12 protein-coding genes and 1 tRNA gene are annotated in these 13,957 nt (G+C 71.9%); 6 read left to right on the top strand and 7 right to left on the bottom strand.

The window, feature by feature from the left end; translation table 11 throughout:
* Positions 1-289 precede the first annotated feature (289 nt).
* From hisS to hisG, 3 genes are read left to right on the top strand one after another with little or no spacing between them, the layout of a single operon-like run.
* Positions 290-1,789: a histidine--tRNA ligase gene (hisS, locus tag DRV84_RS11970; protein ID WP_115981005.1), complete on the top strand. Its 1,500-nt coding sequence runs from the start codon at positions 290-292 to the stop codon at positions 1,787-1,789.
* Positions 1,786-2,883, top strand: a complete 1,098-nt coding sequence (locus DRV84_RS11965) for an ATP phosphoribosyltransferase regulatory subunit (protein WP_115981003.1) — start codon at positions 1,786-1,788, stop codon at positions 2,881-2,883. The genes hisS and DRV84_RS11965 overlap by 4 nt, the downstream gene beginning before the upstream one ends.
* Positions 2,880-3,575 (top strand): ATP phosphoribosyltransferase, encoded by a 696-nt coding sequence (hisG, locus tag DRV84_RS11960; protein WP_115981001.1) that lies wholly within the window; start codon positions 2,880-2,882, stop codon positions 3,573-3,575. Before DRV84_RS11965 ends, hisG begins: the two co-directional genes overlap by 4 nt.
* A gap of 77 nt (positions 3,576-3,652) precedes the next feature.
* Here the strand turns inward: hisG and DRV84_RS11955 are convergent, their stop codons facing one another.
* Complete coding sequence (locus tag DRV84_RS11955; protein WP_115980999.1) at positions 3,653-4,087, bottom strand: DUF1489 family protein; 435 nt, start codon at positions 4,085-4,087, stop codon at positions 3,653-3,655.
* Between the two features lie 77 nt (positions 4,088-4,164).
* On the opposite strand from DRV84_RS11955, the gene DRV84_RS11950 reads away from it, so the two are divergent.
* Complete coding sequence (locus DRV84_RS11950) at positions 4,165-6,657, top strand: adenosylcobalamin-dependent ribonucleoside-diphosphate reductase (RefSeq protein WP_115980997.1); 2,493 nt, start codon at positions 4,165-4,167, stop codon at positions 6,655-6,657.
* 157 nt (positions 6,658-6,814) lie between these two features.
* Here the strand turns inward: DRV84_RS11950 and DRV84_RS11945 are convergent.
* The 4 genes from DRV84_RS11945 to DRV84_RS11930 form a co-directional block, all read right to left on the bottom strand.
* Positions 6,815-6,891 (bottom strand) — tRNA-Met (locus DRV84_RS11945).
* Between the two features lie 289 nt (positions 6,892-7,180).
* A complete protein-coding gene (locus tag DRV84_RS11940; protein WP_115980995.1) occupies positions 7,181-7,807 on the bottom strand; it encodes an SAM-dependent methyltransferase in 627 nt (208 codons plus the stop codon).
* Positions 7,804-8,349 carry a translation initiation factor IF-3 gene (infC, locus tag DRV84_RS11935; RefSeq protein ID WP_115980993.1) on the bottom strand — a complete coding sequence of 182 codons (546 nt, stop codon included), beginning with the start codon at positions 8,347-8,349 and terminating at the stop codon, positions 7,804-7,806. The genes DRV84_RS11940 and infC overlap by 4 nt, the downstream gene beginning before the upstream one ends.
* Positions 8,350-8,495: 146 nt before the next feature.
* Positions 8,496-9,383 carry a ferredoxin--NADP reductase gene (locus tag DRV84_RS11930; RefSeq protein ID WP_115980991.1) on the bottom strand — a complete coding sequence of 296 codons (888 nt, stop codon included), beginning with the start codon at positions 9,381-9,383 and terminating at the stop codon, positions 8,496-8,498.
* A gap of 164 nt (positions 9,384-9,547) precedes the next feature.
* Between DRV84_RS11930 and DRV84_RS11925 the strand changes: the two genes are divergently transcribed.
* Both DRV84_RS11925 and DRV84_RS11920 read left to right on the top strand, forming a co-directional pair.
* Positions 9,548-10,003, top strand: coding sequence for an Lrp/AsnC family transcriptional regulator (locus DRV84_RS11925; RefSeq protein WP_115980989.1), 456 nt, complete (start codon positions 9,548-9,550; stop codon positions 10,001-10,003).
* A gap of 157 nt (positions 10,004-10,160) precedes the next feature.
* Positions 10,161-11,192, top strand: a complete 1,032-nt coding sequence (locus DRV84_RS11920; RefSeq protein WP_115980987.1) for an extracellular solute-binding protein — start codon at positions 10,161-10,163, stop codon at positions 11,190-11,192.
* Positions 11,193-11,482: 290 nt separating this feature from the next.
* On the opposite strand, the gene DRV84_RS11915 is transcribed toward DRV84_RS11920, so the two are convergent.
* Positions 11,483-13,183, bottom strand: a complete 1,701-nt coding sequence (locus tag DRV84_RS11915; protein WP_115980985.1) for an ABC transporter permease — start codon at positions 13,181-13,183, stop codon at positions 11,483-11,485.
* Positions 13,180-13,935: a triose-phosphate isomerase gene (gene tpiA / locus DRV84_RS11910; RefSeq protein WP_115980983.1), complete on the bottom strand. Its 756-nt coding sequence runs from the start codon at positions 13,933-13,935 to the stop codon at positions 13,180-13,182. Before tpiA ends, DRV84_RS11915 begins: the two co-directional genes overlap by 4 nt.
* Positions 13,936-13,957: the final 22 nt, after the last annotated feature.

Raw genomic sequence — 13,957 nt, 5'->3', positions numbered from 1 at the left:
CGCGCGGATGCGCGGACGCCGGAGCGGCGGAGCGTGCCCCGGCGCCGTCCGAGGAGCGGCGCGTGGCGCGGCCAGACCGCCGGTCATGCCGTGCGTGTCCGCGCGCGAACCCGGCCCGGCGGTCCGGGCACGACGCGGGCGCGTCGCGGCGCAAGAGCGGCGGGTCATGCCGTCGTCGCGCCGCCGCCCGCCCGGCGACGCCGGGAGGCGCAGCGCCTGCCCGCGCCTTGCCCCTCTCCGCCCCTTCGTCTAGACCCCGCCGCGACCCGTCCCCGAGGGATCCGCCCGCATGGCCAAGCCCAAGAAGACCCCGCGCCCCAAGGCCGAAAACCCCAAGGGCTTCCGCGACTATTTCGGCGCGGACGTGACCGAGCGCGCCGCGATGCTGGAGACCATCGCCGCGGTCTACCGCAGTTACGGCTTCGAGGCGCTCGAAAGCCCCGCGGTCGAGACGCTGGAGGCGCTGGGCAAGTATCTGCCCGACGTGGACCGCCCGCACGCCGGCGTCTTCGCCTGGGCCGAGGACGAGGAGGAGGGCAAGGGCGACTGGCTCGCGCTGCGCTACGACCTGACCGCGCCGCTCGCCCGCGTCTACGCCCAGCATCGGCAGGAGTTGCCGACGCCCTACCGCCGCTACGCCATGGGCCCCGTCTGGCGCAACGAGAAGCCGGGGCCGGGGCGCTACCGGCAGTTCTACCAATGCGACGCGGATACCGTGGGCGCGGCGTCCGTCGCGGCGGACGCCGAGATCTGCGCCATGCTCGCCGACACGCTGGAGGCCGTGGGCATCCCGCGCGGGGATTACATCGTGCGGGTGAACAACCGGAAGGTGCTGAACGGCGTGCTGGAGGTCATGGGCCTCGCCGACGAGGAGCAGCGCGCCGCCGTCCTGCGCACCATCGACAAGTTCGACAAGGTGGGCGAGGCCGGGGTGCGCGAGCTTCTCGGCGCGGGCCGGCGCGACGCCTCCGGTGCCTTCATCGAGGGGGTGGGGCTCAGCCCCGCGCAGGCCGAGCCCGTCGTCGCCTTCCTCACCTCGCGGGGCGAGACGGCGGAGGCGACGCTCGCCAATCTCGCGGCGGCGGTGGGCGAAAGCGCGGTGGGCGCCGAGGGCGTCGCGGAGCTGCGCCAGATCGCCGAGTTGCTCGCGGCGCAGGGCTACGGCCCCGACCGCATCGTGATCGACCCCTCGGTGGTGCGCGGTCTCGGCTATTACACCGGCCCGGTCTACGAGGCCGAGCTCACCTTCGAGATCACCGACGACAAGGGCCGCCCGCGGCAGTTCGGCTCCGTCGCCGGGGGCGGGCGCTATGACGATCTGGTGAAGCGCTTCACCGGGCAGGCCGTGCCGGCCACCGGCGTCTCCATCGGGGTGGACCGCCTGCTCGCCGCGCTGCGCGAGAAGGGACGGACACGGACCGCCGAGCGCGGGCCCGTCGTCGTCACCGTGATGGACCGCGAGCGGATGGCCGATTACCTCGCCATGGCCGCGGAACTGCGCGCCGCGGGCATCCGCGCCGAGGTCTACCTCGGCAACCCGAAGAACTTCGGCAACCAGATGAAATACGCCGACCGCCGGGGCGCGCCCGTGGCCGTCATCGCCGGCGAGGACGAGCGCGCGCGCGGCGTCGTCCAGCTCAAGGACCTGATCCTCGGCGCCGAGATCGCCGAGAGCGCGACGCTCGAGGAGTGGAAGGAGCGCCCGAGCCAGGTCGAGGCGGCGCGCGGCGATCTGGTGGCGGAGGTGCGCGCGATCCTCGCCGCGCACGGCCTCGGCCCCTCCGAATGACGCCCGCGCGCGCCGACACCCGCGCGGCGACCCGTGCCGAGGCCGCCCGCCTCGTCGCGCGCTTCGAGGCCGCGGGCGCGCGGGCCGTGGACTGCGCAATCCTGCAGCCCGCCGACACGCTCCTCGACCTTTACGGCGAGGACATCCGCGCGCGCGCCTACACCACGCAGGACCCCCTCCGCGGCGAGCGCATGCTGCGCCCGGATTTCACCGTGCCCGTGGTCGAGATGCACATGGCCGAGGGCGCGGAGCCCGCGCGCTACACCTACGCCGGCGAGGTCTTCCGCCGGCAGGAGGACGACCCCGACCGCGCCAGCGAATACATTCAGGCGGGCTACGAGGTCTTCGACGGCGCCGACCCGGCGGCGGCGGAGGCGGAGGTCTTCGCCCTCTTCGCCGAGGCGCTCGCGCCGCTCGGCCTGCGCGCGGCGACGGGCGACATCGGGCTCCTGACGGCCGCCGTGCAGGGGCTGAGGACGACCGAGCGGCGCAAGGCCGCGCTCCTGCGCCACATCTGGCGGCCGCGCCGCTTCCGCGAGCTGCTGGACCGCTTCGCGGGCCGCCGGCCGGTGCCCGCCGCGCGCCTCGCTCTGCTGAACGACCCCGACCCGATTGCGCATGCCGGGCCGCGCCTCGGCCTGCGTTCGGAGGCGGAGATCATGGGCCGCGTCGCCGCGCTGCGCGAGGACGCCGCCGCGCCGCCCATCGCGGCGGAGGAGGTCGAGGGCCTCGACGCGCTGCTCGGCGTGCGCGACGCGGCGCCGCGCGCGCTCGACCGGCTGCGCGGGATCGCGGGGGAGATGCCGGCGATCGCGCCCGCGGTGGACCGCCTCGCCGCGCGGCTCGAGGCGCTCGCGGCGCGCGGGGTCGAGGTCGATCGCCTCGACTTCGAGGCGAGCTACGGGCGCACCTCGATGGAATACTACGACGGCTTCGTCTTCGGCTTCTACGCGGAAGGGCGCGACCTGCCGCCGGTGGCCTCCGGCGGGCGCTACGACGCGCTCACGCGGCAGCTGGGGCGCGGCGCGGCGATCCCGGCGGTGGGCGGCGTGATCCGCCCCGGGTTGACGCTGGCGCTCGGGGGGGCGGCATGACGGTGAAGCTCGCGGTGCCCTCCAAGGGGCGGATGATGGCGCAATGCGCCGAGTGGTTCGCCGAACGCGGCGTGACGCTCTCGCGCACCGGGGCCGAGCGCGAGTATTCCGGCGCGGTGGACGGGGTCGAGGGCGTGGACCTCGTGCTGCTCTCGGCGGGCGAAATCCCGCGCGAGCTCGCCGCAGGGCGGGTGCACCTCGGCGTGACCGGCGCCGATCTGGTGCGCGAGACGCTCGCGCGCTGGGAGACCCGGGTCGAGGCGCTCGCCGGGCTCGGCTTCGGGCGCGCGGACCTCGTGATCGCCGTGCCCGACGCCTGGGTGGACGTGGACACGCTCGACGATCTCGACATGGCGGCGGCGGATTTCCGCGCCGCGCACGGCCACCGGCTGCGGATCGCCACGAAATACCACCGCCTCGTGCGGGAGTTCCTGCGCGCCCGGGGCGTGGCGGACTACCGCCTCGTGGACAGCCAGGGCGCGACCGAGGGGACCGTGCGCAACCTCACCGCCGAGGCGATCGCCGACATCACCTCCAGCGGCGAGACGCTGCGCGCCAATCACCTGAAGATCCTCTCCGACGGTCTCGTCCTCGAAAGCGAGGCGACGCTCTACCGCTCCCGCGCCGCGCCGCTGGCGCCGGCCGACGCGCGCGCGATGGCCGCGCTCCTGGAGACGCTCGGGCTGGGGTGAGCGCTCCTCCGCCCTGACGGGCGTCCTCGCGCACGACGCCCCGCGCGAGGACAGCCGCGAGGCTGGACGAGCGTGCCTCAGATCACCCCGATCTCGGCGAGCGCGGCGCTCAGGCCGGGCGGCAGGGCGTCGTCCTCGGCGTGGCCCGAGGTAAGGTCGGCGGGGCTGTCCTCGGGTGGGAGGTAGCGCCAGCCCTGGAACATGCGCCGGGGCGCGGGCCGCGTGCGCACGAGCTCCGGGTCGAGGACCAAGGCGCAGCGGCGCACGCCGTCGCGGCCCTCCACCGCGTCGAGGCGCAGGATGCGCTGCCGGCACTGGATAAGCCCCTTGATCACCCAGTATATCGACCCGCCGGCGAGGATCTCGGCCTCGCGCTTGGGCCACATGCGGGTGACGTGGCGCGGGTAGCCATCGGCGCCCTTCGCCGCGCGGCTTGCCTGCCAGGCGGCGAGCGTCTCGACGCTTTCGGTGCCGGCGCTCAGCTTCACCAGGTTTATGTGGTCCGGACCCATGACTCCCCCAAGTCTTGGGACTATATTAACCTTCCTCGCCATGCTGACAACCGGACCCCGCCCGGAGGACGCCGCCCATGAGCCGTTTCGCCGCCCCGATCGCCGAGTCCATCTGGGACATGAAGTATCGCTTCAAGGCGGCCGACGGCACGCCCCTCGACCGTACGGTGGAGGACAGCTGGCGCCGCGTCGCCCGCGCCCTCGCCGCCGTGGAGGCGGAGCCCGCGCGCTGGGAGGAGCGCTTTTACGCCGCGCTGGAGGATTTCCGCTTCCTGCCCGCGGGCCGCATCCTCGCCGGGGCGGGCACGGCGCGGAAGGTCACGCTCTTCAACTGCTTCGTCATGGGCACGATCCCCGACAGCATGGGCGGCATCTTCGACAACCTGAAGGAAGCAGCGCTGACGATGCAGCAGGGCGGCGGCATCGGCTACGACTTCTCCACCATCCGCCCGAAGGGGGCGCCGGTGGACGGGGTGGCGGCCGACGCCTCCGGCCCGCTCAGCTTCATGGACGTCTGGGACGCCATGTGCCGCACGATCATGTCGGCGGGCGCGCGGCGCGGCGCGATGATGGCGACGCTGCGCTGCGACCACCCCGACATCGAGGACTTCATCGCGGCGAAGTCCGATCCGGCGCGGCTCAGGAACTTCAACGTCTCGGTGCTGGTGACCGACGCCTTCATGGAGGCGGTGAAGGCCGACGGCCCGTGGGAGCTCACCTTCGGCGGCAAGGTCTATCACACGGTCGAGGCGCGCGATCTCTGGAACCGGATCATGCGCGCCACCTACGACTACGCCGAGCCGGGGGTGATCTTCATCGACCGCATCAACGCGATGAACAATCTCGCCTACGCCGAGGAGATCGCCGCCACCAACCCCTGCGGCGAGCAGCCCCTGCCGCCTTACGGCGCCTGCCTGCTGGGCTCGGTGAACCTCGCCCGGCTGGTGCGCGATCCCTTCACGCCGCAGGCGCATCTCGATCAGGGCGCGCTGGAGGAACTCGTCGCCACCGCCGTGCGCATGATGGACAACGTGGTGGACGCCTCGAACTTCCCGCTGCCCGAACAGCGCGCCGAGGCGCAGGCGAAGCGCCGCATCGGGCTGGGCGTGACCGGCCTCGCCGACGCGCTCTTGATGCTGGGGCTGCGCTACGGCTCCGACGCGGCGGCGGCGCAGACCGAGGACTGGCTGCACCGCGTGCAGCGGGCGGCCTACCTCGCCTCGGTGGAGCTCGCGAAGGAGAAGGGGCCGTTTCCGCTGTTCGAGGCCGACGCCTTCCTCGCCTCTGGCACGATGCGGGCGATGGACGCCGACGTGCGCGAGGCGGTGGCCGCCCACGGCATCCGCAACGCGCTCCTGACCTCCATCGCGCCGACGGGGACGATCTCGCTCTATGCCGGGAACGTGAGCTCGGGGATCGAGCCGGTCTTCGCCCATGCCTACACCCGCAAGGTGCTGCAGCGCGACGGCGCGCGCACCGAGGAGGAGGTCGTGGACTACGCCGTCCAGCTCTACCGGGATAAATTCGGCGCCGACGCGGAGCTGCCGGCGCATTTCGTCAACGCCCAGACGCTGACGCCCGAGGAGCACGTGAAGATGCAGGCGGCGGCGCAGAAATGGGTGGATTCGTCGATCTCCAAGACGATCAACGTGCCCGCCGACATCGCCTTCGAGGACTTCAAGGAGGTCTACCTGCAAGCCTACGAGACCGGCTGCAAGGGCTGCACGACCTACCGCCCGAACGAGGTGACGGGGAGCGTGCTGAGCGTGGGGGAGGAGCCCACGCCGGGGACACGCCTGAAGGCGCGGCGTCAAGAATTAGGGCTTACGCAAGAAAAAGTGGCGGAGAGCGTTGGCTTTTCCATACCGCACGTCAGCGACTTGGAGCGGGAAAAAAAGAAGTTGACTGCCGACGCAGCCAAACGTTTTGAGAAGGCGCTAGGCCGGCCCGCCAGCTGGTTTCTGTACGGAGAAGCCACTACTGACGCGGATAGCCTTCGGGCCCACACCGACGCCGAGCCGCAGGAGCCGCATGGCGACGTCATCTACATGTCCGAGCCGCTCGACCGGCCGCAGGCGCTCGAGGGGGCGACCTACAAGCTCAAGTGGCCCGACAGCGAGCACGCGATCTACCTGACGATCAACGACATCGTCGTGGGCGGGCGTCGGCGGCCCTTCGAGGTCTTCATCAACTCCAAGAACATGGAGCATTTCGCCTGGACCGTGGCGCTCACCCGCATGATCTCGGCCGTGTTCCGCCGAGGCGGGGACGTCTCCTTCGTGGTCGAGGAACTCAAGGCCGTCTTCGACCCCCGCGGCGGGGCGTGGCAGAACGGGAAATACATCCCCTCCATCCTCGCCGCGATCGGCGGCGTGATCGAGCGCCACATGATCGCCATCGGCTTCCTCGAGGGCGAAGGCGCGGGGCTCAAGTCCGACCCCACGGCGCAGGCCGTGGGCCTCGACGACGCCCCGCGCGGCCCTGCCTGCCCGGCCTGCGGCCAATACGCCATGGCCATGATCGAGGGCTGCATGACCTGCACCGCCTGCGGCTTCTCTAAGTGCCAGTGACGACGCGATGACGCCCGTCGGCCCGCGTGGGCCGCGACCCGGACCGGCGGCGCGTAGCAGGCGCGCGCGGAGCGGGCCGATTGCATGTGTCCGCGCACCTTGGCGCACGGCGGTGTGCCGGAACCCCGCCTGTCGGGCACTGCTTGATCGGGAAAAATGGTAGCGGAGGAGGGACTTGAACCCCCGACACGCGGATTATGATTCCGCTGCTCTAACCACCTGAGCTACTCCGCCCCGAGCGACGGTGCGTATAGGCGAGCCGTCTGCGGGGGTCAAGCGGGAAGGCGCGAGATCTTCCGCCGACGCGGCCGACGTCGCGTCGCCCGCGGCGTCCATCGGCGCAGGCCTCATGCCACCGCGCGGACGCGCCACGGGGCCGGGTCCCGCCCGGCGACCGACGCCCGCGTCGGGTGGAACCGCCACGTCACACGGGCCAAGCCGCGGGCCGGCGCGACCGGCGCACGCGCCCGGACCGCGAGCGGGCGCCGCGTTCCGGTCACGAGCCGCAACCGGCCGGCGTGGCTCAGCCTGCGGCCGGCTTGCGGGCGACGAAATCGATCAGGGCCGAGAGACCCGCGTGGCCCGTGCCCTCGCGGATGTCGCGCTCGTAGGCGCGGTTTTCGAGGACCTCCCAGCCCTCGAAGGCCTCGGCGAGCATCGCCTCGGTGTACATGTTCTCACGGCAGGGCGGGCCGCCGGTCCCGCGCCCGACCTGCTCGGGCGTGTAGCCGTGCAGGAGGAGGAGGCCCCCCGGCGCGAGGGCCGCGCGCGTCTTCGCGAAGAGGCGCGCGCGGTCCTCCGGGCCGGCGAACTGGATGAAGATCGCGGCGACGAGGTCATAGGGCCCGCCCCAGTCGGCGCTCAGCACGTCCGCCTCGGCGAAATCGACCGTCACGCCGCGCTCGGCGGCGAGGCGCTCGGCCTTGGCGATCGCCGTCGGCGCGTAGTCGAGCGCGGTGACGCGGAGCCCCTTCTCCGCCATGAAGACCGAGTTGCGCCCCTCGCCGTCGGCCACGGCGAGCGCCGTGGCGCCCGGCGTCAGCAGATGCGCGTGATCGGCGAGGAAGGCGGAGGGCGCCTTGCCGAAGAGGTAGTCCGGCGTGGCGTAGCGCGCCTCCCAGCCGGACGGCGGGGCGGCGGCGTCGCTCATCGCGCCACCGGCGCGACCATCATGATCATCTGACGGCCCTCGACCTTCGGCATGTTCTCGACCTTGCCGAGGTCCTTCACGTCTTCGGCGACACGCTGAAGGAGCTCGCGGCCGAGGTTCTGGTGCGCCATCTCGCGGCCGCGGAAGCGCAGCGTGACCTTCACCTTGTCGCCCTTCTCGAGGAAGCGGATCACGTTGCGCAGCTTGACGTCGTAGTCGTGCTGGTCGGTGTTCGGGCGGAACTTGACCTCTTTGACGTCGGTGACCTTCTGCTTCTTCTTGGCCTCGGACTCGCGCTTCTGCTGCTCGTACTTGTACTTGCCGAAGTCCATGATCTTGCAGACCGGCGGCTTGGCGTTCGGCGAGATTTCCACGAGGTCGAGGCCCACCGTCTCGGCGGCCTGCAGCGCCTTCGCGGGCGGCACCACGCCGAGGTTCTCGCCCTCCGGTCCGATCAGCCGGATTTCCGGGGCGCGGATGCGGTCGTTGACGCGGGGGCCGGTGTCGCGCGTCGGGGGCGCGTTGTGAGGTCTGCGAGCTATGGCTTCAGTCCTTTTTGTCAGGGAAAGATTGCGTCGCGCAAGCTAAACGCCGCCGCGCGCCGGTTCAAGCGGCAATCAGGCCTCCGCCGGGGCGGCGGGGCCTGAAATCCGGGCGCGCGGCCCGCGCGGCGCGGCGCCGGGGGCCGTCAGCCGACGAAGGCCTTCTCGACGACGTATTCGGCGGGCTCCGAGTTCGCGCCCTCGCGCAGGCCCGCGCCCTCGAGAAGCGCCTTCATGTCCGTGTTGAAGGCGAGCGAGCCGCAGACCATGGCGCGGTCCGTCTCGGGGCCGAAGCTCTCGACGCCGAGGTCGGAGAAGAGGCGCCCGTCCTCCATCCGCGTGGTGATCCGCCCCATGCACGGGCTTTCCTCGCGGGTGGTGGTCGGGTAATAGAAGAGCTTGCCCTCGACCATCTCGCCGATCAGCGGGTCCTCCCGTAGGCTGTCGACGAGTTCGCGCCCGTAGTCGAGCTCGGCCACGTCGCGGCAGGTGTGCGTCAGGTAGACCTCGTCGTAATCCTCGTAGGTCTGCGGGTCGCGGATCAGCGAGGCGAAGGGCGCGATGCCGGTGCCGGTGGCGAAGAACCAGATCCGCTTGCCCGGCAGCAGCGCGTCGTGCACCAGCGTGCCCACCGGCTTCGGGCGCAGGATGATCTGATCGCCGGGGCGGATGTGCTGCAACCGCGAGGTGAGCGGGCCGTCCGGCACCTTGATCGAGTAGAACTCCAGCTCGTCGGCCCAGGCCGGGCTCGCGATGGAATAGGCGCGCAGCAGCGGCTTGCCCGTATCGCCGAGGAGCCCGATCATCACGAACTCCCCCGAGCGGAAGCGCAGGGAGCGCGGCCGCTCGACCTTGAAGGAGAAGAGGCGATCGGTCCAGTGCCGCACCTCCGTCACCGTGGCGGCGTCGGGCAGGGCGGGCGCGCGGGGCGTGTCGGGCTCGGTCGTCGTCTGGGTCACGGTCTCTGGGCCTTCGTCCGGCGGATCGGGTCGCTGGGGTGGTACTCCCGTGCAGAGAGGTAAACCTTGATCCATGTCAGGGAAAGGGGGGCGGGCGGCGCGGCCGCGGCGCGGGGCGCCGCGACATGGGACAAGGTTCCTGATTGGCGCGGTCTCCGGTTTGGCGTTCGGAACGAACGGCGTTACTGTTGCGGCGACAGAGGGCCGATGTCCCGATCGACGCGAAGGAGAGGTCACAGATGCAGCTCGACGAGATCGACCGCAGGATCCTGCGCGAGCTTCAGCGCGACGCCGGGCAATCCCTCGAACAGATCGCGCGCGCGGTCGGCTCGTCCAAGACGCCGGTCTGGAACCGCATCCGCAAGATGCGCGAGGCGGGCGTCGTCGGCAAACAGACCGTGCTCCTCGACGCCGAGGCGCTGGGGCTCGAGGCCTGCTTCTTCGTCCTGATCCGCACGGCCGAGCACGAGAGCGGCTGGCAGAACGCGTTCCTCGAGGCGGTGCGCGCGCGCCCCGAGGTGCTGGAGGCGCACCGCCTCGCCGGCGACATCGACTACATCCTGAAGGTCCGCGTGCCCAACGCCCGCGCCTACGACACCTTCTATCAGGCGCTGATCGCGCAGGTGAAGGTGCACGAGGTCACCGCGCTCCTGTCGATGGAACAGATCAAGGCGACGACGGAACTGCCGGTCTAGGCGCCGCGCGCCTCGGGCGCCCCCGTCGGCCGGCGTCGGGCCCCGGCGCCGGAAAGTCGAGTGATCCTGTCGGAAAAGTCTTGACCGCGTCGCGCAATCCTTTATCCGAGCGTTTGCGTCGGGAATGGCCGGCGCGCAGCAGATCAGGGAGTATCCCATGACAGGATTTCACCGCACCGCGCTGACCGGCGCCGCCGCGCTCGCGGTGGCGCTGACCTCGGCGCCCGCGCTCTTCGCGCAGGGCGAGCTCAACCTCTACTCCTCGCGCCACTACGACACCGACGAGCGGCTCTACTCCGACTTCGAGGAGATGACCGGCATCACCATCAACCGCATCGAGGGCAACGCCGACGAGCTCCTCGCGCGGATGGAAGCCGAGGGCGAGAACTCGCCGGCTGACGTGCTGCTCACCGTGGACACCTCGCGCCTCGAGCGCGCGAAGGACATGGGGCTTCTGCAGTCGATCTCCTCCGACGTGCTCGAGACGCGCATTCCGGACTACCTGCAGGACGAGGACGACGAGTGGTTCGGCTTCTCGCAGCGCGCGCGCATCCTGTTCTACGACAAGGACGAGGTCGCCAACCCGCCGCAGACCTACCAGGATCTGGCGAGCGACGAATACGAGGGCATGGTCTGCATCCGCTCGGGCACCAACGTCTACTCGCAGACGATCCTCGCCGCGCTGATCGAGCACCTCGGCGAGGACGCCGCGCGCGACTGGGCCGCGGCGGTGGTCGACAACTTCGCCCGCGACCCGCAGGGCGGCGACACCGACCAGCTGCGCGGCATCGTCTCGGGCGAATGCGACATCGCCATGTCGAACACCTACTACTTCGCCCGCGCGATCCGTAAGGACGTGGACGGCCTCTCCGACAGCCTCGAGGGGATCGGCTGGGTCTTCCCGAACCAGGACAGCTTCGGCGCGCACATGAACCTCTCGGGCGGCGGCGTCGCCGCGCATGCGCCGAACCGCGACAACGCGATCCGCTTCCTCGAGTACCTGACCTCCGAATCCGCGCAGGAATACTTCTCGGCGGGCAACGACGAATACCCGGCCGTGCCGGGCGTCGCGCTCTCGCCCTCGGTGGCCGAGCTCGGCTTCTTCAAGCCCGACGACCTCGACCACACCGCGATCGCCGAGAACGTCCCGGCCGCGCAGCGCATCTTCAACGAGGTCGGCTGGGAGTGATCCCGGCCGCCACGGCCTGACGACGACGCCATGCGGGGCGCGGTCCGACACGGATCGCGCCCCTTTCGCGTCGCCTGAAGCGAGCGGAGCGGCCTTGCGGCCGCACGCTTTCACCGGCGGGCGAGGGGCGCTGCCCCTCGCGCTCCCCGGAGTATTTGGGCCAAGATGATGGGGCAGGCGCTGATCCATCATCTTGGTACAAATACTCTCTGGGGGTGAATTGGCCGAAGGCCAAGAGGGGGGCAGACAGCCCCCCTCCGCGCGGTCTCCGCCTGTTCGCCGGTCGGCGCTCACTCCGCCGCGCCGGGCAGCTCCGCGGTCGGGGCCGGCGTGGCGCGCGGCAGGCGGCGGCGCGCGCCGAGCGAGCGGCAGACCAGCGCCACCGGCAGGAGGCCCACGGCGACGATGACGAGGCTCGGCACCGCGGCGCCCGCGAGGCGCTCGTCGGCGGCGAGGCGATGGGCCTGCACGGCGAGCGTGTCGAAGTTGAAGGGCCGCATGATGAGCGTCGCGGGCAGTTCCTTCATCACGTCGACGAAGACGATCAGCAGCGCGGTCAGCACCGAGGGCCGCAGGATCGGCAGGTGGATCCGGCGCACCAGCGCGCCCGGCGTGGCGCCGAGCGTGCGCGCGACGGCGTCCATGTTGGTGTTCAGCCCGGCCTGTCCCCCGTCGTAGGTGTTGAGCGCCGCGGCCATGAAGCGGATCGTGTAGGCCGCCACCAGCAGCCAGATCGAGCCGGTGAAGAGAAGCCCCGTGTCGATCCCGAAGCGCGCCTCCATGAAGGCGTCGATCGCGTTGTCGAGCGCGGCGAAGGGCACGAGGAGCCCGACGGCGATCACCCCGCCCGGCACCGCGTAGCCGATGCGCGAGACGCTCGCCGCCCCGGTCGAGAGCCGTCCCGGCTCAAGCCGCTGGTAGGCGCCGAGGAGCACCGCCGCCCCGACCGTGACCACGGCCGCCGTCCCGGCGAGGGTGATGGAATTTCGGATGAACTCGAGGTAGCGCTCCGAGAGCAGGTTCTGCCCCGAGCCGATCGCCATCTCGAGGAGAAGCCCCGCGGGCAGCAGGAAGCCGAAGAGCACCGGCAGCCCGCAGACCGCCACCGCGGCCCAGGCCGCCCAGCCGGTGAGCGGCACCGCCGCGCGCGCCTCGTGGCGCCGCCCGGTGTCGTGGTGGCGGGCGTCGCCGCGCGTGACGCGCTCCAGCACGGCGAGGAAGAGCGCGAAGACCAGAAGGCAGAGCGCGAGCTGCGCGGCCGCCGCGCGGTCGGCCATGGCGAACCAGCTCTGGTAGATGCCGACGGCGAAGGTCTGCACGCCGAAGTAGCTCACGGTGCCGAAATCCGCGATGGTCTCCATCACGGCGAGCAGCACGCCGCCCGCGATCGCCGGCCGCGCCATCGGCAGCGAGACGCGGAAGAAGGCGCCCCAGGGCCCCTGTCCGAGCGCGCGCGCGGCGAGATTCGCGGTCGCCGACTGCTGCAGGAAGGCCGCGCGGGCGAGCAGGTAGACGTAAGGATAGAGCACGAGGGTCAGCATGGCCGCCGCCCCGCCCGTCGAGCGGACCTCTGGGAACCAGTACTCGCGCGGGCCCCATCCCGTCACCTCGCGCAGGAGCGTCTGCACGGCGCCGGGGTGGTCGAGGAAATCGGTGTAGGCGTAGCCGATCACGTAGGCCGGGAAGGCGAGCGGCAGCGCCAGCGCCACCTCGAAGAGGCGTACGCCGGGAAAGCGCGTCGTCGTCACCAGCCAGGCCGCGCCGGTGCCGATCGCCGCCGTGCCGAGGGCGACCAGCACCACGAGCTGCAGCGTCGTGACCGTGTAGCGCCCGAGCACCGTGTCGGCGAGATGGCCGAGCGTGTCGAGCGAGCCGGTGGCCGCCGCGATCGCCACGGCGAGCATCGGCAGGAGGCAGAGCGCCGCCGCCGCGAGGGCGCCGGCGCGCAGCGCCGCGCCGAGCCTGCCGAGCTCTGCCCGCCGCCGGCTCATGCCTCGGCGGCCTCCAGCGCGGCCACGATGGGACCGAAGTCCGCGGCCGTGAGGCTCGCGCCGCCGACGAGCGCGCCGTCCACGTTGGAGGTGGCGAAGATCTCGGCGGCGTTCGCGCCCTTCACCGAGCCGCCGTAGAGGAGGCGCACGGCGTCGCCCGTCCCGGCGCCGAAGCGCCGCGTGAGCTCGGCGCGCATGAAATCGTGCACCTCCGCGATCTGCGCGGAGGTCGCGGTGCGCCCCGTGCCGATCGCCCAGACCGGCTCGTAGGCGAGGACGAGCGCCTCCGCGGTCGCGTCCTCGGGGATCGACTCGGCCATCTGCGCGCCGACGATCGAGAGCGTCTCGCCCGCGTCGCGCTCGGCGAGGCTTTCTCCGACGCAGACGATCGCGGTGAGGCCGGCGTCCTGCGCGGCGGCGGCCTTGGCGCGGACCTGCGCGCTCGTCTCGCCGTGGTCGGCCCGGCGCTCCGAGTGGCCGAGGATGACGTAGGCCGCGCCCGCCTCGGCGAGCATCGGCGCGGCGATGTCGCCGGTGTGCGCGCCGCGGGGCTCGGGGTGGCAATCCTGCCCGCCGAGCCGAAGGGCCGTGCCCTCGGCGCGCGCGGCGGCCGGGGCGAGGAGCGTCGCCGGCGGGCAGAGCACGATCTCGGAGGCGGGGGCGGGGAAGGCCTCCGCCAGCGCCGCGATCTCGGCGAGCGCCGCGCGCGAGCCGTTCATCTTCCAGTTTCCTGCCGCGAGCCTGCGCCGCATGCCGTGCTCCCTCGTGATGCCG

The organism is Rhodosalinus sediminis (assembly GCF_003385555.1).
GTDB classification, from domain to species: Bacteria; Pseudomonadota; Alphaproteobacteria; order Rhodobacterales; family Rhodobacteraceae; genus Rhodosalinus; species Rhodosalinus sediminis.
The sequence above is the reverse complement of the archived record's forward strand: the minus strand, read 5'-3'. Positions and strand labels throughout refer to the sequence as shown.

Coding starts and splice junctions, on each gene's coding strand:
- hisS (WP_115981005.1), top strand. CDS start 290: ATGGCCAAGCCCAAGAAGACCCCGCGCCCCAAGGCCGAAAACCCCAAG.
- DRV84_RS11965 (WP_115981003.1), top strand. CDS start 1,786: ATGACGCCCGCGCGCGCCGACACCCGCGCGGCGACCCGTGCCGAGGCC.
- hisG (WP_115981001.1), top strand. CDS start 2,880: ATGACGGTGAAGCTCGCGGTGCCCTCCAAGGGGCGGATGATGGCGCAA.
- DRV84_RS11955 (WP_115980999.1), bottom strand. CDS start 4,087: ATGGGTCCGGACCACATAAACCTGGTGAAGCTGAGCGCCGGCACCGAA.
- DRV84_RS11950 (WP_115980997.1), top strand. CDS start 4,165: ATGAGCCGTTTCGCCGCCCCGATCGCCGAGTCCATCTGGGACATGAAG.
- DRV84_RS11940 (WP_115980995.1), bottom strand. CDS start 7,807: ATGAGCGACGCCGCCGCCCCGCCGTCCGGCTGGGAGGCGCGCTACGCC.
- DRV84_RS11930 (WP_115980991.1), bottom strand. CDS start 9,383: ATGGATCAAGGTTTACCTCTCTGCACGGGAGTACCACCCCAGCGACCC.
- DRV84_RS11925 (WP_115980989.1), top strand. CDS start 9,548: ATGCAGCTCGACGAGATCGACCGCAGGATCCTGCGCGAGCTTCAGCGC.
- DRV84_RS11920 (WP_115980987.1), top strand. CDS start 10,161: ATGACAGGATTTCACCGCACCGCGCTGACCGGCGCCGCCGCGCTCGCG.
- DRV84_RS11915 (WP_115980985.1), bottom strand. CDS start 13,183: ATGAGCCGGCGGCGGGCAGAGCTCGGCAGGCTCGGCGCGGCGCTGCGC.
- tpiA (WP_115980983.1), bottom strand. CDS start 13,935: ATGCGGCGCAGGCTCGCGGCAGGAAACTGGAAGATGAACGGCTCGCGC.